17 protein-coding genes are annotated in these 18014 nt (G+C 67.0%); 5 read left to right on the top strand and 12 right to left on the bottom strand.

The window, feature by feature from the left end; all coding sequences use genetic code 11:
- Nucleotides 1-8: 8 nt before the first annotated feature.
- The 9 genes from KW836_RS01455 to KW836_RS01415 all read right to left on the bottom strand — a co-directional run bounded on the left by KW836_RS01455 (nt 9) and on the right by KW836_RS01415 (nt 9180).
- The gene (locus KW836_RS01455; RefSeq protein WP_218342260.1) at nt 9-914 is read right to left on the bottom strand and encodes a S9 family peptidase; all 906 of its coding nucleotides are present in this window, start codon (nt 912-914) and stop codon (nt 9-11) included.
- On the bottom strand, nt 914-1924 hold the full coding sequence (locus tag KW836_RS01450; RefSeq protein ID WP_175139462.1) for an ABC transporter ATP-binding protein: 1011 nt from the start codon (nt 1922-1924) through the stop codon (nt 914-916). The genes KW836_RS01455 and KW836_RS01450 overlap by 1 nt, the downstream gene beginning before the upstream one ends.
- Nucleotides 1925-1927: 3 nt before the next feature.
- Complete coding sequence (locus KW836_RS01445) at nt 1928-2905, bottom strand: ABC transporter ATP-binding protein (protein ID WP_175125110.1); 978 nt, start codon at nt 2903-2905, stop codon at nt 1928-1930.
- Nucleotides 2902-3822, bottom strand: coding sequence for an ABC transporter permease (locus KW836_RS01440; protein WP_105237134.1), 921 nt, complete (start codon nt 3820-3822; stop codon nt 2902-2904). The genes KW836_RS01445 and KW836_RS01440 overlap by 4 nt, the downstream gene beginning before the upstream one ends.
- A gap of 6 nt (nt 3823-3828) precedes the next feature.
- Nucleotides 3829-4806, bottom strand: coding sequence for an ABC transporter permease (locus tag KW836_RS01435; RefSeq protein WP_175139461.1), 978 nt, complete (start codon nt 4804-4806; stop codon nt 3829-3831).
- A 62-nt stretch (nt 4807-4868) separates the two neighbouring features.
- On the bottom strand, nt 4869-5852 hold the full coding sequence (locus KW836_RS01430) for a succinylglutamate desuccinylase/aspartoacylase family protein (RefSeq protein WP_218342259.1): 984 nt from the start codon (nt 5850-5852) through the stop codon (nt 4869-4871).
- A 133-nt stretch (nt 5853-5985) separates the two neighbouring features.
- On the bottom strand, nt 5986-7599 hold the full coding sequence (locus tag KW836_RS01425) for an ABC transporter substrate-binding protein (RefSeq protein ID WP_175139459.1): 1614 nt from the start codon (nt 7597-7599) through the stop codon (nt 5986-5988).
- Nucleotides 7600-7975: 376 nt separating this feature from the next.
- Nucleotides 7976-8209 (bottom strand): hypothetical protein, encoded by a 234-nt coding sequence (locus KW836_RS01420; protein WP_218342258.1) that lies wholly within the window; start codon nt 8207-8209, stop codon nt 7976-7978.
- A 122-nt stretch (nt 8210-8331) separates the two neighbouring features.
- Complete coding sequence (locus KW836_RS01415; RefSeq protein ID WP_218342257.1) at nt 8332-9180, bottom strand: NAD(P)H-hydrate dehydratase; 849 nt, start codon at nt 9178-9180, stop codon at nt 8332-8334.
- Nucleotides 9181-9299: 119 nt separating this feature from the next.
- Here KW836_RS01415 and KW836_RS01410 point away from each other — a divergent pair, with 119 nt between their 5' ends.
- Nucleotides 9300-10133, top strand: coding sequence for an enoyl-CoA hydratase/isomerase family protein (locus tag KW836_RS01410; RefSeq protein WP_175125116.1), 834 nt, complete (start codon nt 9300-9302; stop codon nt 10131-10133).
- A gap of 4 nt (nt 10134-10137) precedes the next feature.
- Here KW836_RS01410 and KW836_RS01405 read toward each other — a convergent pair whose 3' ends face one another.
- Entirely contained in the window at nt 10138-10875 is a 738-nt protein-coding gene (locus tag KW836_RS01405; protein ID WP_218342256.1) for an enoyl-CoA hydratase-related protein, read from the bottom strand.
- Nucleotides 10872-11843, bottom strand: a complete 972-nt coding sequence (locus tag KW836_RS01400; protein ID WP_218342255.1) for a nitronate monooxygenase family protein — start codon at nt 11841-11843, stop codon at nt 10872-10874. Before KW836_RS01400 ends, KW836_RS01405 begins: the two co-directional genes overlap by 4 nt.
- A gap of 154 nt (nt 11844-11997) precedes the next feature.
- Between KW836_RS01400 and KW836_RS01395 the strand changes: the two genes are divergently transcribed.
- The 4 genes from KW836_RS01395 (at nt 11998) to KW836_RS01380 (ending at nt 16845) form a co-directional block, all read left to right on the top strand.
- Nucleotides 11998-12621 carry a TetR/AcrR family transcriptional regulator gene (locus tag KW836_RS01395; protein WP_175139456.1) on the top strand — a complete coding sequence of 208 codons (624 nt, stop codon included), beginning with the start codon at nt 11998-12000 and terminating at the stop codon, nt 12619-12621.
- A 53-nt stretch (nt 12622-12674) separates the two neighbouring features.
- Nucleotides 12675-13823, top strand: coding sequence for an acyl-CoA dehydrogenase family protein (locus KW836_RS01390; protein ID WP_175139455.1), 1149 nt, complete (start codon nt 12675-12677; stop codon nt 13821-13823).
- A 177-nt stretch (nt 13824-14000) separates the two neighbouring features.
- Nucleotides 14001-15230 carry a CaiB/BaiF CoA-transferase family protein gene (locus KW836_RS01385; RefSeq protein WP_105237142.1) on the top strand — a complete coding sequence of 410 codons (1230 nt, stop codon included), beginning with the start codon at nt 14001-14003 and terminating at the stop codon, nt 15228-15230.
- Nucleotides 15231-15318: 88 nt separating this feature from the next.
- Nucleotides 15319-16845, top strand: a complete 1527-nt coding sequence (locus KW836_RS01380) for a 3-hydroxyacyl-CoA dehydrogenase (RefSeq protein ID WP_218342254.1) — start codon at nt 15319-15321, stop codon at nt 16843-16845.
- A 112-nt stretch (nt 16846-16957) separates the two neighbouring features.
- Here KW836_RS01380 and KW836_RS01375 read toward each other — a convergent pair whose 3' ends face one another.
- Nucleotides 16958-17887: a cytochrome c5 family protein gene (locus tag KW836_RS01375; protein WP_218342253.1), complete on the bottom strand. Its 930-nt coding sequence runs from the start codon at nt 17885-17887 to the stop codon at nt 16958-16960.
- Nucleotides 17888-18014: the final 127 nt, after the last annotated feature.

Raw genomic sequence — 18014 nt, 5'->3', positions numbered from 1 at the left:
AAAGGAATTCAGGCGATTTGCTGGCCGGCCAGGCGGGCGAGCTCGGCATCGTCGGGCATCTTGCCATCGAACCACAGGCTCGCGCACACGGCGGACATCGCGCGGCCGTCGTGGCCGATGCCCGGCACTACCTGCAGCTTCCAACCAAACGGCACGCCGCGGCGCTCGGCCTCTTTGCGGCCGAATTCGAAGTAGTTTTGCGCACGGGCAAAGCGGTGCGGGCCCTGGCGCATTGCCGCGGGCTCGGACGGCAGGTTGGGATCGTTGGTCTCGATGTCCTTGTCGCCCGCCAGGATCGTCATCGGGTAGGCCAGCAGCTTCACCAGATGGTCCTCGGTCAGCCCCACGCCGTCCATGCCCTCGGGATAGGGATAGTCGAACGTCGGTAGCGTGTACCAGCCCGGATTGCCCGCCGTCACCGCCTTGAACGGCGCGTGCGGCTGGCTGCTCATCAGGCGGTGGACGAATTGGCCGCCCGCGCTGTGGCCGAACAGGTAGACGTTCTGCCCGTCGGTGATCTCGCCGGCGATCATGTCCTTGATGACGTTGCCCACCAGCGCATACGTCCAGCCATCGATGTGGCGCGGATTGCCGCCGGCTGAAAACACCCGGCCGTTGTTGTAGCTTTCAACGCCCGGCCAGATCTCGTTCGAGAACGTCAGCGCCACGATCAGCAGCTTGTGCTTGTCGGCGGCTTCGACCCAGAAATCGCGGTATTCGTCGCCGTTGCGCAGCACGCCGTGCTGCACGATCACCACCGGGCAGTCCGGCGTGTAGCCGTAGGGGCGGTAGGTCTGCAGCTTGAACGGACGGTCGTAGTTGCGGTCCTCGTCCACGTACAGGATCGCGTTGCGGCCCGCATGGCCCATTTCGATGGCGATGCGGTCCACGTTGGACATATCGGAAGGTTTCATCAGGCGCTCGCTTCGTTCAGGTGGCAGGCCGACCAGTGGCCCGCCGAGATTTCTTTCAGGGCCGGCGCCACTTCACGGCAGCGCGGCATCGCGTGGGGACAGCGGGGGTTGAACGTGCAGCCGGACGGCGGATTCAGCGGCGACGGAATCTCGCCCTTGATCGGCGTGAACTTGCGGCCGCGGCGCGCCACGTCCGGCACTTCGGCCATCAGCGCCTGCGTGTACGGGTGATTGGCGCGGGCAAAGATTTCGGCCGACGTCGAGATCTCCACGATCTTACCCAGATACATGATCGCGACGCGGTCCGAGATGTGCTTGACCACGCCCAGGTCATGGCTGATGAACAGGTACGTGAAACCGTGCTGTTCGCGCAGGTCCATGAACAGGTTGATCACCTGCGCCTGGATCGACACGTCCAGCGCCGCCACCGGTTCATCACAGACCAGGAATTTGGGCGCCACCATCAGCGCGCGGGCGATGCCGATGCGCTGGCGTTGACCGCCCGAGATCTGGTGCGGGAAGCGGTCGCGGTATTCGGTGGCCAGACCCACTTCCGTGAGCGCCTGGTCGACGCGGGCGGGGATCTCGTTGGGAGGCGCCAGCTTGTGCACCTTCAGCGATTCGCCCAGGATCTGCCGCAGCCGCTGGCGCGGGTTCAGCGAGGCCTGCGGATCCTGGAAGATCATCTGCACGCCCAGCGTGTACGCCAGCTTGTCGGCGCCGCGCAGGCGGTTGGCGTCCAGGCCCTGGTACAGCAGCTCGCCTTCGGTCTGGCGATGCAGGCCGGCCACGACGCGTCCCAGCGTGGACTTGCCGCAACCGGACTCGCCCACCAGGCCCACGACTTCGCCGCGTTTGATGGACAGGTCCACGCCGTTCACCGCGTACACGGTGCGGCGGTCGATGGGGCGGCCGGTCAGGGCGAGAATGCGTTGGGCCAGGTCAGGCCGCTGCTCGAAGCGCTTGTGGACGTTCTTGAGCTCGATGACGGGGGTATCGGCTTGGCTCATTGCTTACTGTGCCTCGCGGGCAATCGGCACGTAACAGCGATAGCTGCGCGAACCTTCGGTGGTGACGGAGGGGGCCTGCTCGGTGCAGCGCGTGACCGCGTTGACGCAGCGCGGCCGGAACGCACAGCCCGACGGGCGGCCCGCCAGGCTGGGCGCCATGCCGTTGATCTGGTGCAGGCGCGCGCCCGGCTGCGTGGCGCCGGGCATCGAGTCCAGAAGGCCCTTGGTATAGGGGTGGCGCGGCGCATCCAGCACCTGTTCGACCGGACCGCTTTCCACGATACGGCCGGCATACATCACGGCCACGCGGTCCGCCAGCTCGGCCACCACGCCCAGATCGTGGGTAATCCAGATCAGCGCCGTGTTGTGCTCGCGGCAGATCTGCTGCATGCGGTACAGGATCTGGCCCTGGATGGTGACGTCCAGCGCAGTCGTGGGTTCGTCGCAGATGATCAGGTCGGGTTTGTTCAGCATCGCAATCGCGATCGCCACGCGCTGACGCATGCCGCCCGAGAATTCGTGCGGATAGCTCTTCAGCCGCTTTTCCGGCGACGGGATGCCGACCATGGCCAGCGCCTCGCGGCAGCGTTCCTCGGCCTGGGCGCGCGGCACGTCCTCGTGCGTCAGGATGGCTTCCATCATCTGCTCGCCGATGCGCAGCACCGGGTTCAGCGTCATCAGCGGGTCCTGGAAGATCATGGCGATGCGGTTGCCGCGCAACTGGCGCATCTGCTCTTCAGACAGCTTGCGCAGGTCCGTGCCCTTGAACTTCACTTCGCCGTCGACGACTTCGCCCGGCGGGTCGATGAGGCCCAGCAGCGAAAAGCCTGTGACCGACTTGCCCGAACCGGACTCGCCCACCAGGCCCACGATCTCGCCACGGCGCACGGTCAGGTCGACACCGTCGACCGCCAGCCACGCGCCGGCCTCGGTATGGAATGCAGTGCGCAGGCCGCGCACATCAAGAAGAATGTCGCTCATGCTCGACGAGGATCCAGGCTTTCGCGCAGGCGGTCACCCACGATGTTGATGGAGAGGATGAGAACCAGGAGCGCAATGCCCGGGAACAGGCTGATCCAGTAGTCGCCCGACAGCAGGTACTGGAAGCCGTTGGAGATCAAGAGGCCCAGCGACGGTTCGGTGATCGGCACGCCCACGCCCAGGAACGACAGCGTCGCTTCCAGCGCGATCGCGGTCGCGATCTGGATGGTGGCGAACACCATCACCGGACCCAGGCAGTTGGGCAACAGGTGAAAGAGCATGATGCGCCACGCCGGAAAGCCCAGGTTGGCTGCGGCCTCGACGTATTCCTTGCGGCGTTCCTGCAAGGCGCGGCTGCGCATGATCCGCGCGTAGTGGCCCCATTGCACAAGGACAAGCGCCAGGATCACCTTGTCGACCCCCCGGCCCAGCACCACCAGCAGCACCAACGCCACCAGAATGGTCGGAAAGCCCAGGATGAAGTCGACGATGCGCATCAGCACGGTGTCGACCCAGCCGCCGATGTAGGCGGCCACCAGGCCGATCGCGCCGCCGATGGCGGTTGCCAGCACGACGGCGGACAGGCCCACCATCAGGCTGATGCGCAGGCCATACAGGATGGCGCTGAGCATGTCGCGGCCCTGGTCGTCAGTGCCCAGCCAGGCGATGCTGCCGTCCATCAGCGCCTGGCGCGGGGCCAGGCGCCCGTCCATGAGCGACAGGTTGGCCAGATCGTACGGATTCTGCGGCGCAAAGAATGGCGCGAAGACCACCAGGATGATCAGGACGGCCAGCGCGATGACCGAGCCGCGCACCGTGGGGCGCGCATGCAGTTTTTTCAGGATGGCGGCGCGCCGGGGCGTCTCGGCCAGAGGCTGGACGGTGCGGGTGCGGCCGGGATTGGGAGAGTTAGCCATGGCGGTTCAATGAGCGGGGGCCACGAGCTGCACGCGCGGGTCGAGCGCGGCGTACAGGATGTCCACAACCAGGTTGATGATGACGAAGATCAGCGTGACCAGCATCACGTAGGCGACGACGACGGGGCGGTCGAGCTGGTACACGCTGTCGATCAGCAGCTTGCCCATGCCGGGCCACGCGAACACGGTCTCGGTGATGGTCGAGTAGGCGATCAGCGTGCCGAACTCCATGCCGATGACCGTGACCACCGGGATCAGGATGTTGCGCAGGATGTGGCGGCGCACGATGCGGCCGGGTTTGACGCCCTTGGCGCGCGCGAACTTCACGTAGTCCTGGCTGCGGGCTTCCACCACGCCGGAGGCCGTCAGGCGCAGCACCAGGGCGATGTTGGCCAGCGCCAGGTTGATGGCGGGCATGATCAGGTGCGACCAGCCGTCGGCGGTCAGGATGGACAGGCGCACGCCCAGCACGGTCACCGTGTCGCCGCGGCCGGTGGCGGGCAGCCAGCCCAGCCAGACGGCGAACAGCAGGATCAGCATCATGCCCTGCCAGAAGTTCGGCAGCGAAAAGCCCAGCACGGACGAGGCCATGATGCCGCGGCCCACATACTCATCGCGGTACAGACCTGCGATCAGGCCGAGCGGAATGCCGATCACACAGGTCAGCATGATCGCGACGATCACGAGCTCGAACGTGGCGGGAATGCGCTGCACGATCAGTTCGATCGCCGGGATGCCGTGCACGAAGGACGTGCCCAGGTCGCCGTGCAGCGCGCGCCACAGGAAGCCTGTGTACTGCTGCCAGACGGGCAGGTCCAGGCCCAGGCGGGCGATCATCGCCTCGCGCGCGGCCTGGCTGGCTTCGGGGCTGACCAGCAGCTCGATCGGGTCGCCCACGGCATACACCGCGAAGAAGACCACGACCGAAACGGCCAGCAGCACGAACAGACTCTGTATCAGTCTGCGTAGGATGAACAAGGCCACGAGATGATTTCCTTGGTGGGCTCAGGGGTTGGGGAAAAGCCGGGGGTTTGGCAGGCCGTACGCTACGCAATCGGCTGCGCCAGGCGCACGACGGTGACGCCGGGCCGCAGGTTGGCGGTGGACGGCATGATGAGCACGCAGTTGTCGTACGGGGTGGTGACGGGCTCGCCTTCCGACCAGCCGATGACGGTGCCCGCCTTGGGCAGCATCTCCAGGCCCTTCCAGGCCTCGGCGAAACGGAAGTCGGCGCTCTTGGCGGCGACAGCGTGCGTGACGCGCAGCGCGCGCTGCAGCGGCGCGCCGGGCGCGAACCAGGCGGCGGGGATGTCGCTGCGGTCCACTGTGCCGGCCTGCACCAGAAAGCGCGCCATCTGGTCGGCGGCCACGCCGCGCGCCTCGGGGGCGCCATGGAAACCGCATTCAATCAGCAGGGACCGCGTGCCGTTGTCGCCGGCTTCGCCGAAACGGCCGAAATCGCGCATGCGCACGCCGGCAGCGTGGCCCGCGTCGGCAATGATGGTGGCGGGATTGCCCAATGCCAGGGCCAGATCGATGTTGCGCTGCTCCAGGCCGGTCAGCTGCAGCGGCACGTCGGAATTGCTCATCGAATGGAAGTCGAGCAGCCAGTCCGCCTGTTCCACCCACGGACGGAGCTCGGCGGCGCGGCGGCGCTCTTGGGAGATCGGCGCGGACAGCTTGTCCTCGCTCCAGACGCGATTCATGTCTTCGTCCACGAAGCGCGCGGGGGCGTAATTGCGGGCGTCGAAGCGGTCGAAAGCCGCCAGGTTACAGAACGCCAGCGTCAGCGTGCCGCGGCGCGGGCGCAGGCCGGCGGCAAGCAGGTCCTTCAGCGCCCAGGCGCCGCACAGTTCGTTGCCGTGGATCAGCGCGCTCAGCATCACCCGCCTGCCGGGCGCGCCGGAATCGAAATGCCAGACGCCGGGCGTGTCGGTGTTGCCCACGCGCTCGGCCGACAGGTCCGGACAGGCCAACAGGAAAGGACGGGGGGCAGGGGCGGACGAAGACGGGGGCAAAGACGTGGGCATGGCGGTTCCGATGAAGCGAGACGATTGTAGGGGATGGGGCGGGGGGCTCGGGCAAAGCGGGGCGCATTTGCGCCGCCACAAGGCAAAACGGCTGCACGAGGCAGCCGTTTCTTCTTTACTCAGCCCTGCCGGCTCACTTGGCGTCGGGCTTGACCGAGGTGGCCAGGGTGTACTGGTCGCGGCGGCCTTCGTACGAGATGCCCTTGCGGTATGCCCAGATGCTGCTTTCGAAGTGCAGCGGGATCAGCGGCACGTTGTCCAGGGCGATCTGGGTGGATTCCTGCAGCAGCTTTTCGCGCTTGGCGGGGTCAACCGTCACGATGGCCTGCTTGTAGACCTTGTCGAAGTCGGCGTTCGAGAAGCCGCCGTAGTTGCTGGTGCCCAGGCTGACGGGCGAATCCAGCGTGGCGACCCACAACTGGAACAGCGCCGAGGCTTCACCGGTTTCCGCCGGCCAGCCGCCCATCGAGAAGCTGAACTCGCGCTTGGCGCGCTTGGGGAAGTAGATGGAGGCGGTCATCGCGTCCACGTTGGTCTTGATGCCGACGCGCGACAGGTACTGGGCGACGGCTTGGGCGACCTGGCCGTCGTTGACGTAACGATCGTTGGTGGACGACAGCGTCAGTTCAAAGCCGTTCGGGTAACCGGCTTCGGCCAGCAGCTTCTTGGCGCCTTCCGGGTCGTACTTGATTTCCGGGGCCTTGGGCAGCGCGCCGAACATGCCGTCGGGCATGAACTGGAAGGCCGGGGTTGCCATGCCATCCATGATGCGGGCGGTGATGGTCTTGCGGTCGATGGCCATGTTGATGGCCTTGCGCACGCGCAGGTCCTGCAGCGGGTTCTTGCCGTCGGCGCTCTTGACGAACGGGCTGGGGTTGCGGCCCACGTCCGGCTGGAAGAACACCAGGCGGGTGGACGGCGTGGCCACGAAGCCGAACTTCGGGTTGTCCTTCAGGCGCGGCAGGTCACGCGCGGCGGGGTTTTCGATCATGTCGAAGTCGCCGGACAAAAGGCCGGTCAGGCGCGGGCCGGCGGACGGCACCGGCACGAACTTCACTTCCTTCCAGTGCGGCTTTTCGCCCCAGTAGTTCTCGTTGCGGACGAGTTCGATGCCGGTGCCCTTGACGTAGGACTTCAGCATGTAGGGGCCGGTGCCGATGGCGTCCTTGCCGTTGTTGAAGTCGACCACCGTGGGCCAGGCGCCCGTCACGCCGCAACCCTTCTTGGGGTCATACGTGAGCTTGCCGTGCTCGACGATGCCGTTCCAGATGATCGGCAGCGAGCGGGCCAGTTCGGCCGGCATCAGGGGGAAGGGTTCGCCCGTCTTGATGATGACGGTGTGCGCGTCCGGCGTCTGGACGTCGGTGATGCGCTTGGTCATGTCCATGTAGGACTGCGACACGTTGGTTTCGTTGTTCAGCGTGCGGCAGATCGTGAACAGCACGTCTTCGGACGTGAACGGCTTGCCGTTCGAGAACTTGACGTCGTCGCGCAGCTTGAATTCCCAGGTCAGGTCGTCCAGGGTCTTCCAGGAAGTCGCAAGCTGGGGAACCAGCTTCATGTCGGCGCTGCGGCCCACCAGCGAGTTGTAGACGTGCGCGGAGAACGCGTCGTTCTGCGTCATCTTGTGATAGTGGGGGTCCGCCGAGGTCGGTTCGGCCGACAGGCCGATCTTCAGCGTCTGGGCTTGGGCGGCTGCCAGGGGAATGGCGGCGGCCACAAGGGCCAGGGTGGTGCGCAACTTCATGGTGACAACTCCGGATGGGGAACGAACCGGATCGTGCAGGCGGCCACGCGCGCCAGGGGACGACTGCGTCGGCCAGGGGGCTTGCGGGGAAATGTCGCCAGGGCACGACGGCAAGGGGCCGATTATCGGTAGGGGGTTCGCGCGCTGTCAATGCGCAGCGGCAATCGGGGCGCTAGGGAAAACGCCGAGAGGGGAAGGGAGAGAGGGCGTCGCGCGGTCCCTCTTGGGACCTCTCGCGACGCGATGGCGCCGGTGAGGGGACGGGCGCCGAAACGTTGCGGCGGGCGCCTGGGGAGGGCCAGGCGGGCGCGGCAACGGCAGCGCGCCAGGCTGAGTCGCGGGAGATTGGTCGCGATTCAGCCTGGCGCGGCTGTTATTACCACTGCGATCCGGAGAAGCGCGAGCTGGCGGCGCGAGCCTTGTTCATCGATTCGTTCACTTCGTCGATGAAGGTAAAGACGGCGGCTACAGCGGCTGCTACGGATTGGCCAGCCTTCTTCAGGCTGGTCAGCGGGTGAGAATTCGGTTGGTTTTCGAGAGCGCCGCGGAGCAGGTCACGCTCCAGCGCGTCGGTCAGGCGGGCAGTGTTGTTCAGGGTCAGTTCGCTCATGGTTTGGCTCCAGTCCGTTTCGTCATGGGGTAAACCATTATAGGGATAACCCTAGGCCAATAGCAATCTCATTTTAGGGGAAAACCCTAGTATGTTGTAAAAATGTTTTGTCGGGCTTGGACTTAGCGCGCGTTGCGCAGGGCGCGGGCGGCGTCGGCCAGCTCGCCGGCCGTCAGGCCGATGGGGCCGACACCCTGGGCGACGAGCGCATCGGCGGCGGCGCCATGCAGCCAGACGGCGCCGAGCACGGCCTGGTCCAGCGGCAGCTTCTGGGCGATCAGCGCGCCCAGCATGCCGGCCAATACGTCCCCGGTTCCGGCGGTGGCAAGGCCCGGGTTGCCCGTGGTGTTGATGTGCAGGCCGCCGTCCGGGGCGCACACCACGGTGCCGGCGCCCTTGAGCACCACCCACGCCTGAAAGCGCTGCGCCAGTTGCCGGGCGGCGGCGGGGCGGTCGCGCTGGATGGTGTCGGTGCCGACGCCCAGCAAACGGGCGGCTTCCGCCGGGTGCGGGGTCAGCACGACGGGGCCCGCGCCCCAGGTCGGCCGGATTTCGCCGCGGGCGAGCAGATTCAGGCCGTCGGCGTCCAGGACCAGCGGCGCGTGCCGCCGCAGGACGAACAGTTCCGACAGGGCGTTGGCGGCCAGCGCGCCCGTGCCGATCCCGCAGCCGGCGACCCAGGCGGTCACGCCCCAGTCTTCTTCCAGCAGCGAACGGAAGTCGCGCAGCATCAGTTCGGGTTGCAGCGGGTCGCAGGGCAGCGGCAGCGTTTCCTGCACGAAACCCACCAGCACCTTGCCGGCGCCGGTCTTCAGGGCAGCGCGGGCGGCGAGCAGGGCTGCGCCGGTCATGCCGGGACCGCCGCCCACCACGCCTACGGTGCCGAAGCTGCCTTTGTGCGAGTCGTCCGCGCGGGGTGCGAACAGGGCGGGCAACGCGGCGCGGTCAATGGGGACGGCGGGGGTGTTCATGGGGTGAGGCTCCGGAGGGAAATCGTCTTGGCGGGTCGGCCGTATCCACTATAGTGCGCAAAAACGCGGCCGCCTTGGGGCGGGGTGCGAACAACCAAAGACCAGACCCGGAGCAGACAATGACCGACATCACGCTGGAACACTATTCGGCCTACGAATCCCTGAAGCTGCGCCGCCATCCTGGCGGCGTGCTGGAACTGATCATGGGCGCCAAGGGCGGCGTGCCGGGCAAGCTGTCCACGGCCGACGACCGGATGCACCGGGAACTGGCCGACATCTGGCGCGACATCGACACCGATCCGGACACGCGGGTCGTGGTGATCCGCGGCGAGGGCAAGGGCTTCTCGGGGGGCGGCGACCTGGATCTTGTGCAGCAGATGGCGGACGACTTCGACGTGCGCACCCGCGTCTGGCGCGAGGCGCGCGACCTGGTCTACAACATCATCAATTGCAGCAAGCCCATCGTGTCGGCCATGCACGGCGCGGCGGTGGGGGCGGGGCTGGTGGCCGGCCTCCTGGCAGACATCTCGATCGCGGCGCGCGATGCCCGCATCATCGACGGGCACACCCGGCTTGGCGTCACGGCGGGCGACCACGCCGCCATCGTCTGGCCACTGCTGTGCGGCATGGCCAAGGCCAAGTACTACCTCATGCTGTGCGAGACGGTGTCTGGCGAGGAAGCCGAACGCATCGGCCTCGTGTCGCTCTGCGTGGACGAGGCCGAGCTGATCGGCAAGGCGTTCGAGGTGGCCAACAAGCTGGCGGCCGGGTCGCAGACGGCGATCCGCTGGACCAAATATTCGCTGAACAACTGGCTGCGCATGGCCGGACCGACTTTCGACACGTCGCTGGCGCTGGAATTCATGGGTTTTGGCGGCCCGGACGTGCGCGAGGGCATCAATTCCCTGCGTGAACGCCGGGCGCCGAACTTCCGGCCCGATTCGCCCTTCTGACGCGCTATTTCTTGAAGAACTTCGCGAACGCCGCCTGCGCCTCTTCGGTCTGCAGGCGGGCGCGGAACTGCTGGGCTTCGTAGTCCAGCATCTCCTGGATGGCCTGGCGGTCCGCCCGCTTCATCATGGCCTTGGTCAGGCGCAGCGCGGCCGGGGGCTGGCGCGCCAGGTCCGCTGCGGTGGCTTGGGCCGCAGCCAGCGCCTCGCCTTTGGGTGTGACGGACGTGGCCAGGCCGGCGTCCACCGCCTCCTGCGCCGAAAAAGCTTTGCCCTGCATCAGCCACTGCGCTGCCCGGCGGCCCACCAGGCGCGGCATAAGCAGGCTGGACGCGCCTTCCGGACACAGCCCCAGGGCGACAAACGGCATGCGCAGGGTCGCGCCTTCCCCGATGTGGACAAAATCGCAGTGCTGCAGCAGCGTCACGCCGATGCCGATGGCGTAACCCTCGACCGCGGCGATGACGGGTACGTCGGCCGTGGTCAGCGCGCGCAGGAACGTCAGCCCGGCGCTGTCGCCCGCCCCGCGTTCGGCCTGGAAGTCGCGCAGGTCGTTGCCCGCCGTGAAATGTTCGCCCGCGCCCGTCAGGATGACCGCCGAGACCGCCACGTCCGCGCTGGCGAGCGAAATCTGCTCGGTCAGGGCGGCATAGGTGGCGGTGTCCAGCGCATTGCGGCGGTCCTGGCGGTCGATCGTCAGCGTGAGGACGGCGCCGTCGCGCGCCACCTTCAGTCCGGCGCTCATGCGTGCGGTCCCGTGGCCAGGCGGGCCTTTGCTTCGGCGTATTCATGCCGCAGCGTGTCGACGATCTTGCGGGTCGGCTCGACGCTGGCGATGCCGCCCACGCCCTGGCCGGCGCCCCAGATGTCCTTCCAGGGCTTGACGCGGGTCGTGCCGAAATTGGATGCGCCGCTGTCCGGGGCGGGCAGGTTGGCCGGATCCAGGCCGGCGGCCGCGATGCTGGCCTTCAGGTAGTTGCCCGGGATGCCGGTGAAGAACGGCGTGTACAGAATGTCCGAGGCGCTGGCCTCGACGATCGCGGCCTTGTAGCCGTCGCTGGCGTTCGCTTCCTCGCTGGCGATGAAGCGCGTGCCCATATAGGCGAAGTCCGCGCCCATGGCCTGCGCGGCCAGGACGTGCGCGCCCGAGGTGATGGCGCCCGACAGGATCAGGGGGCCGTCATAGAAGCGGCGCACTTCAGAGATCAGCGCGAAGGGGCTGAGCGTGCCGGCATGGCCGCCCGCGCCCGCGCACACCAGGATCAGCCCGTCCACGCCCGCTTCCAGCGCCTTTTCCGCGTGCCGGATCGTCGTCACGTCATGGAAGACCTTGCCGCCCCAGTCATGCACGCCCTTCACGAGGTCGCCGGGGGCGCGCAGGCTGGTGATGATGAGCGGAACACGGTGGCTGGCGCATACCGCCAGGTCCTGTTCCAGGCGGTCGTTGGACTGGTGGATGATCTGGTTGACGGCAAACGGCGCGACGGGGGCGCCGGGATTGGCCTCGCGGTAGGACGCCAGACCGGCCTGGACTTCGTCCAGCCAGTCGGTAAGAAGCGTCTGCGGGCGCGCATTCAGCGCGGGAAACGACCCCACGATGCCGCTCGTGCACTGCGCGATAACCAACTTGGGATTGGACACGATGAACATCGGGGCACTGATGACCGGCAAGGACATCTGGCCATACAAATCAGTCACGAGGGGATGGGGCATGGGGCGTCGTCTCGTTGTAGGTTTTGGAGTATATTAATTACCTACCGACCGTCCGGTAATTAATTAATATTTATTTAACGGCATGCGCGGAATGGCTGTCAATTGCGGTTCGCCAGAACCCTCCGGCCTCGCGCGGCCCCTGCCAAAGGCGTCCATGGGCATCACCCCCCAACCCATTCAGAAACGTGCCCGTGCGGGCCGGCCACCCACCCTGGCCGCCCCGCGCGAACGCATTCTGGAAGAAGCCGCCAAGCTGTTCGCGCGCAGCGGCTACGACGGCAGCTCCATTGCCGACCTGGCGGGCGCAATCGGCGTGTCCAAGGCGGCCATCTATCACTACTACCCCACCAAGCAGGACATCTACGACGCCATCATCCTCGAGGTGCTGGAGGGCCTGACCCACACCGTCGGCCGTGACGTGGCCGGCGCCGAGGGCGGCGTGGCCCGCCTGCGCGCTTTCATGGTGGGACATGCCCGGTACTTCGAGCAGCACCACGCCCAGTTCGTGACGATGCTGATCGGGTATTCCGGCATGGCGCTGTCCGAACGCGAAGATGCCGCCCGCCTGCGCGACAGCTACGAGAAGCAGCTGCGCGACGTGATCGCGCAGGGCGTGGCCGAAGGCGCATTCCGTGTGCTGGACGTGGCCGCCACCGGCCGCGCCGTGCTGTCGATGCTGAACTGGATGGTGCGCTGGTACAAGCCCGGCCAGGGCGACAGCGCCGAATCCATCGCCGACGGCTATTTCGATCTGCTGGTGGGCGGCATGCGCGCCTGAACCGGCCGCCACCCCCCGTTCTTGACCCATATCCGCTTATAGAGACCTCCATCATGGCCCTCGACACCGAAACCCTGAATCTCCTGATCGACGCCGTCCGCCGCTTCGTCCACGAACGCCTGATTCCCGCCGAGGACGAACTGGCCGCCAGCGGCGAAGTGCCGCCGGACATCGTCAACGAAATGCGCGACCTGGGCCTGTTCGGTCTGTCGATCTCGCCGGACTACGGCGGCCTGGGCCTGACGATGGAAGAAGAGGTCCGCGTTGTGTTCGAACTGGGCCAGACCTCGCCCGCCTTCCGCTCGCTGGCAGGCACCAACATCGGCATCGGCTCGCAGGCCATCGTCCTGGCCGGCACCGACGAGCAGCGCGCCAATTACCTGCCCAAGCTGGCCAGCGGCGAGCTCATCGGCTCCTTTGCGCTGACCGAGCCCGATGCCGGTTCCGACGCCATGTCGCTGCGCGTGTCCGCCGAGCGCGACGGCGACTTCTACGTGCTGAACGGCACCAAGCGCTACATCACCAACGCGCCCATCGCCGGCCTGTTCTCGGTCATGGCGCGTACCGCGCCCGAGCGCCGCGCCAATTCGATCTCGTGCTTTCTGGTCGAAGCGGGCACGCCGGGCCTCATCATCGGCAAGCCGGACAAGAAGATGGGCCAGGCCGGCGCGCTGACCAGCGACGTCGTGTTCGACAACTGCCGCGTGCCGGCCAGCGCGCTGCTGGGCGGCGAAGAAGGCAACGGCTTCCGGACCTCCATGCGCGTGCTGGACAAGGGACGCCTGCACATTTCCGCGCTGTGCGTGGGCATTGCCGACCGCCTGTTGCGCGACGCCGTGCAGTACGCCACCGAGCGCAAGCAGTTCGGCCAGCCCATCGCCGAGTTCCAGCTCATCCAGGCGATGATCGCCGACAGCCAGGCCGAGCTGTATGCGGCCCGCTGCATGGTGCTGGACGCCGCCCGCATGCGCGACCGCGGCGAAAACACCACCATGCAGGCCGCCTGCTGCAAGCTCTTCTCCACCGAAATGGTGGGCCGCGTCGCCGACCGCGCGGTGCAGATCCACGGTGGTGCGGGCTACATGTCCGAATACGCGGTGGAACGCTTCTACCGCGACGTGCGCCTGTTCCGCATCTTCGAAGGCACCTCGCAGATCCAGCAGCTGGTCATCGCGCGCGAGACCATCAAGGCGCATTCCTGATCTTTCCGTCGCCAGACGTCCGGCCAACGCGTTCCAGAGGCTAATATCCAGTCTGACGAATGTTGATCGGAAGGCGGCCCCCGCGGGCCGCCTTCTGGCATGACGGAATCCCAGTCCGCCCGGCGCTTCTCCGCGGGGCCGGAAGTTCTCATTTCCCTTCTAGCGAAAAGATTACCGATGTCGCAACGTCCCGCTCCCCTCACCGGCATACGCGTGCTGGATCTGACCCGTGTGCTGGCGGGTCCCTGGTGCACCCAGAACCTGGCCGACCTTGGCGCCGAGGTGATCAAGATCGAACGGCCCGGCTCGGGCGACGATACGCGCGCCTGGGGCCCCCCGTACCTGAAGGACGAAGCGGGCCACGACACCACCGAGGCCGCCTACTACCTGTCGGCCAACCGCAACAAGATGTCGGTGGCGCTGGACATCGCGTCGCCGCGCGGCGCGGAGCTGGTGCGCGAGCTGGCGCTGCAAAGCGACATCCTGGTTGAAAACTTCAAGGTGGGCGGCCTTTCCAAGTACGGCCTGGACTACGAGAGCCTGAAGGAACTGAACCCGCGCCTGATCTATTGCTCGATCACGGGCTTCGGCCAGACCGGCCCGTACGCCAGCCGTCCCGGCTATGACTTCATGATCCAGGGCATGGGCGGCCTGATGAGCATCACGGGCGAGCGCGACGACCTGCCCGGCGGCGGTCCGCAGAAGGCCGGCGTGGCCGTGGCCGACCTGATGACGGGCATGTATTCCACCGTGGGCATCCTGGCCGCGCTGCACGAGCGCGCCCGCAGCGGCCTGGGCCAGCACATCGACATGGCCCTGCTGGACTGCCAGGTCGCCATGATGGCCAATCAGAACCTGAACTTCATGACCTCCGGCGTGGCCCCGCGCCGCGCGGGCAACGCGCACCAGAACCTGGTTCCCTACCAGGTGTTCGCGGCCAGCGATGGTCACCTCATCGTGGCCGTGGGCAACGACAGCCAGTTCCGCAACTACTGCGGCGCGATCGGCCTGCCCGAGCTGTCGGCCGACCCGCGTTTCGCCACCAACCCGCAACGCGTGAAGAACCGCGAGGAACTCGTGCCCCTCTTGGCCGAGCGCATGGCCACCGGCGAGCGCGACCACTGGCTCGCGGCGCTGGAAGGCGTGGGCGTGCCGGCCGGGCCCATCAACACGCTGGACCAGGTCTACGAAGACCCGCACGTCCTGGCCCGCAACATGAAGCGCGAGCTGCCGCATCCGGCCGCCGGCACCGTGCCCGTGGCCGCCAGCCCGCTGAAGTTTTCCGGCAGCCCGGTCGAGTACCGCCGCGCGCCGCCCATGCTGGGCGAGCACACCGAGCAGGTCCTGTCCGAGAAGCTGGGACTGTCGGCCGAAGAAATCCAGGCGCTGGCGCAGAGCCGGGCCTGATGCGCGCGCGAAGGCGGCCAGTCCGCTGTCGCGCACGCCGCGCCGCGCCGGGCGCACGATCCATTCCAATACAGGCAGGAGAGAGTTGATGACGGAGATTCAAACCATCGGCGTCGTGGGCGCCGGGGCCATGGGGCGCGGCATCGCGCAGATCGCGGCGCAGGCCGGCCTGCGCGTGCGTCTGTACGACACCAGTTTGGAGGCCATTGCGGCCGCGCGCGAATCCTTGCGCCAGACCTGGGAAAAGCTGGCCCAGAAGGGCAAGCTGACCGCCGCCGACGCACAAGCCGCGCTCGAGCGCGTCGAATCGGCCACGGCGCTGACCGACATGTCGAACTGCCAGCTCGTGGTCGAAGCCATCGTCGAGCGGCTGGACGTCAAGCGTGATCTTTTCGCCGCGCTGGAAGGCGTGGTGTCCGACGACTGCATTCTGGCGTCCAACACCTCGTCGCTTTCCATCACCGCCATCGCAGCGGCCTGCAAGCGTCCGCAACGCGTGGCGGGCTATCACTTCTTCAATCCCGTTGCGCTGATGAAGGTGGTCGAGGTCATCGACGGCTTGCGCAGCGCGCCGGAAGTGGGCGACGCCCTGGCCGAGCTGGCCCGCCGCATGGGCCACACGCCTGTGCGCGCCAAGGACATGCCCGGTTTCATCGTCAACCACGCCGGCCGCGGCATGAATACCGAAGGCCTGCGCGTCGCGCAGGAGGCGGTGGCCACCTTCGCCCAGGTCGACGCCGTGATGCGCGAGCAGGCGGGCTTTCGCATGGGACCGTTCGAACTGCTGGACCTGACCGCGCTCGACGTCTCGCATCCGGTGATGGAATCCATCTACCGCCAGTTCTTCGACGAGCCGCGCTTTCGCCCGTCGCCGATCACGACCGTGCGTCTGGCGGGCGGGCTGATCGGCCGCAAGGCGGGGGAGGGCTTCTACGTCTACGCCGACGGCCAGAAGCAGGTGCCGGCCGAAGCGGCGGCGCCCGCGCTGCCCGAGGGCCTGAAGGTCTGGGTCAGCCCCAAGCACGGCGAAGGCTACGCCCGCGCTTCCGCGCTGGTTGAAAAGCTGGGCGGCACGCTGGTCACGGGATCGACGCCGGATGCCGATGCGCTGATTATCGTCACGCCGTTCGGTGAAGACGTGTCCACCAGCGTCTCCGCGCAAGGCCTGAACGCGGGCCGCACGGTTGGCCTGGACACGCTGTATGCGTTCGATAACGCGAAGCGCCGCACGATCATGGTCTCGCCCGCGACCGAGGACAAGTGGCGCGACGCGGCCCATGCACTGCTGGCCGCCGACGGCGTGCCCGTTACGGTGATCGAGGATTCGCCCGGCTTCATCGCGCAACGTATCGTGGCGCACATCGTGAACATCGCCTGCGATATCGCGCAGCAGAAGATCGCCACGCCCGAGGACATCGATCTGGCCGTGACGCTGGGGCTGGGTTACCCGGTAGGCCCGCTGGCTTTGGGCGACAAGCTGGGCGCCGATCGCATTCTGGAAATCCTGAAGAGCATGCAGCGTGTGACGGGCGACACCCGTTACCGTCCCAGCCTGTGGCTGCAGCGCCGCGTGCAGTTGGGCATGTCGCTGGTGAAGACGTCGGCGGCGGACTGATCGCTGGGTGGCGAGGTGTCTGACACCTTTGCCACGCGAAGCCGGGTCACCGGATAAAAAAAGCCCCTTGAAGATTCAAGGGGCTTTTTATCGCCTGCGATGCGGGCCGGTATTACTTGGCGGCGTTCACCATGAACTCCACGGCGGCGCGGATGTCGTCTTCCGAGGCGTTGGCTGCGCCGCCCTTGGGAGGCATTGCGCCCTTGCCCGTCATGGCGACCTTGACCATCGCGTCCATGCCGGTCTTGATGTAGGGCTCCCAGGCGGCCTTGTCGCCGAACTTGGGCGCGTTGGCCACGCCCGTGGCGTGGCACGCGAAACAGGCCGTCTTGTAGAGCTGTTCGCCCGCCGGGTTGACGGCGGCGGCCTTTTGCTCGGGGGCGGGAGCGGTAGCAGCAGGAGCGGCGGCAGCCGGTGCGGCGGCGGCAGGAGCCGCGGCGGCGGGCGCGGCGGCAGCGGGAGCCGCCGGCGCCGGTGCAGCGGCTTGCGCGGCCGGTGCCGCTTCGCCTTCCTTCTTGGCGCCGTCTTCAGCGGGGGCTGCCGGTTCCGGCAGCGAGGCGCCGGACTTGTTGGCCATGTAGACCACGGCGCGCGCGACTTCGTAGTCGGACAGGGCCGGGTTGCCGCCCTTGGCGGGCATGCCGCCCTTGCCGTGCAGCGCGACCTTCATCATCTCGTCGTAGCCAGCCTTGATGAAAGGCGCCCACGCGGCGTTGTCGCCCAGCTTGGGTGCGCCAGCCACGCCAGCGGTGTGACAGGCCGTACAGACGGTGGCGAAGACCTGTTCGCCGGTCTTGAAGACCTTGGGCGCGTTGGCGTCGACCAGTTCGAATCCCGCAACGGGCGCGATCCGCCGTGCGACGGCCTCGCCGGACAAAGCGTCCGAGCCGGCGCCGGTCTTGGTGCCGGTGACCACCATGTTCACCAGAAGGATGATGATGGCGATGGGAACCACGAAAGCCAGGACGATCGTGACGATCAGTTGCTTCGGGGTCTTGATGGGGGAGGAGTGCTCTTCTATGTGTTCCTGCTCGTTGCTCATGACCTAATCCTGCTAACGGGTACCGGGGGCGCCTGGCGGCGGCAACAGAAAATCAGAACTGCACAAGTCGGCGGCAACTCATGCCCGCCTGCAAGCAAACGCTGGATTATATAACGGTGTCATGGAC

This window comes from Achromobacter sp. ACM05 (assembly GCF_019218915.1).
Classification (GTDB): domain Bacteria; phylum Pseudomonadota; class Gammaproteobacteria; order Burkholderiales; family Burkholderiaceae_B; genus Achromobacter; species Achromobacter animicus.
Note: the sequence above shows the minus strand (reverse complement) of the source record. Positions and strands in the feature narration are given on the sequence as shown.

What these genes read in the sequence shown, in the direction of transcription:
- KW836_RS01455 (WP_218342260.1), bottom strand. Translation starts at nt 914, where the DNA reads ATGAAACCTTCCGATATGTCCAACGTGGACCGCATCGCCATCGAAATG.
- KW836_RS01445 (WP_175125110.1), bottom strand. Translation starts at nt 2,905, where the DNA reads ATGAGCGACATTCTTCTTGATGTGCGCGGCCTGCGCACTGCATTCCAT.
- KW836_RS01400 (WP_218342255.1), bottom strand. Translation starts at nt 11,843, where the DNA reads ATGCCCCATCCCCTCGTGACTGATTTGTATGGCCAGATGTCCTTGCCG.
- KW836_RS01450 (WP_175139462.1), bottom strand. Translation starts at nt 1,924, where the DNA reads ATGAGCCAAGCCGATACCCCCGTCATCGAGCTCAAGAACGTCCACAAG.
- KW836_RS01385 (WP_105237142.1), top strand. Translation starts at nt 14,001, where the DNA reads ATGTCGCAACGTCCCGCTCCCCTCACCGGCATACGCGTGCTGGATCTG.
- KW836_RS01415 (WP_218342257.1), bottom strand. Translation starts at nt 9,180, where the DNA reads ATGAACACCCCCGCCGTCCCCATTGACCGCGCCGCGTTGCCCGCCCTG.
- KW836_RS01425 (WP_175139459.1), bottom strand. Translation starts at nt 7,599, where the DNA reads ATGAAGTTGCGCACCACCCTGGCCCTTGTGGCCGCCGCCATTCCCCTG.
- KW836_RS01410 (WP_175125116.1), top strand. Translation starts at nt 9,300, where the DNA reads ATGACCGACATCACGCTGGAACACTATTCGGCCTACGAATCCCTGAAG.
- KW836_RS01380 (WP_218342254.1), top strand. Translation starts at nt 15,319, where the DNA reads ATGACGGAGATTCAAACCATCGGCGTCGTGGGCGCCGGGGCCATGGGG.
- KW836_RS01395 (WP_175139456.1), top strand. Translation starts at nt 11,998, where the DNA reads ATGGGCATCACCCCCCAACCCATTCAGAAACGTGCCCGTGCGGGCCGG.
- KW836_RS01405 (WP_218342256.1), bottom strand. Translation starts at nt 10,875, where the DNA reads ATGAGCGCCGGACTGAAGGTGGCGCGCGACGGCGCCGTCCTCACGCTG.
- KW836_RS01440 (WP_105237134.1), bottom strand. Translation starts at nt 3,822, where the DNA reads ATGGCTAACTCTCCCAATCCCGGCCGCACCCGCACCGTCCAGCCTCTG.
- KW836_RS01375 (WP_218342253.1), bottom strand. Translation starts at nt 17,887, where the DNA reads ATGAGCAACGAGCAGGAACACATAGAAGAGCACTCCTCCCCCATCAAG.
- KW836_RS01430 (WP_218342259.1), bottom strand. Translation starts at nt 5,852, where the DNA reads ATGCCCACGTCTTTGCCCCCGTCTTCGTCCGCCCCTGCCCCCCGTCCT.
- KW836_RS01390 (WP_175139455.1), top strand. Translation starts at nt 12,675, where the DNA reads ATGGCCCTCGACACCGAAACCCTGAATCTCCTGATCGACGCCGTCCGC.
- KW836_RS01420 (WP_218342258.1), bottom strand. Translation starts at nt 8,209, where the DNA reads ATGAGCGAACTGACCCTGAACAACACTGCCCGCCTGACCGACGCGCTG.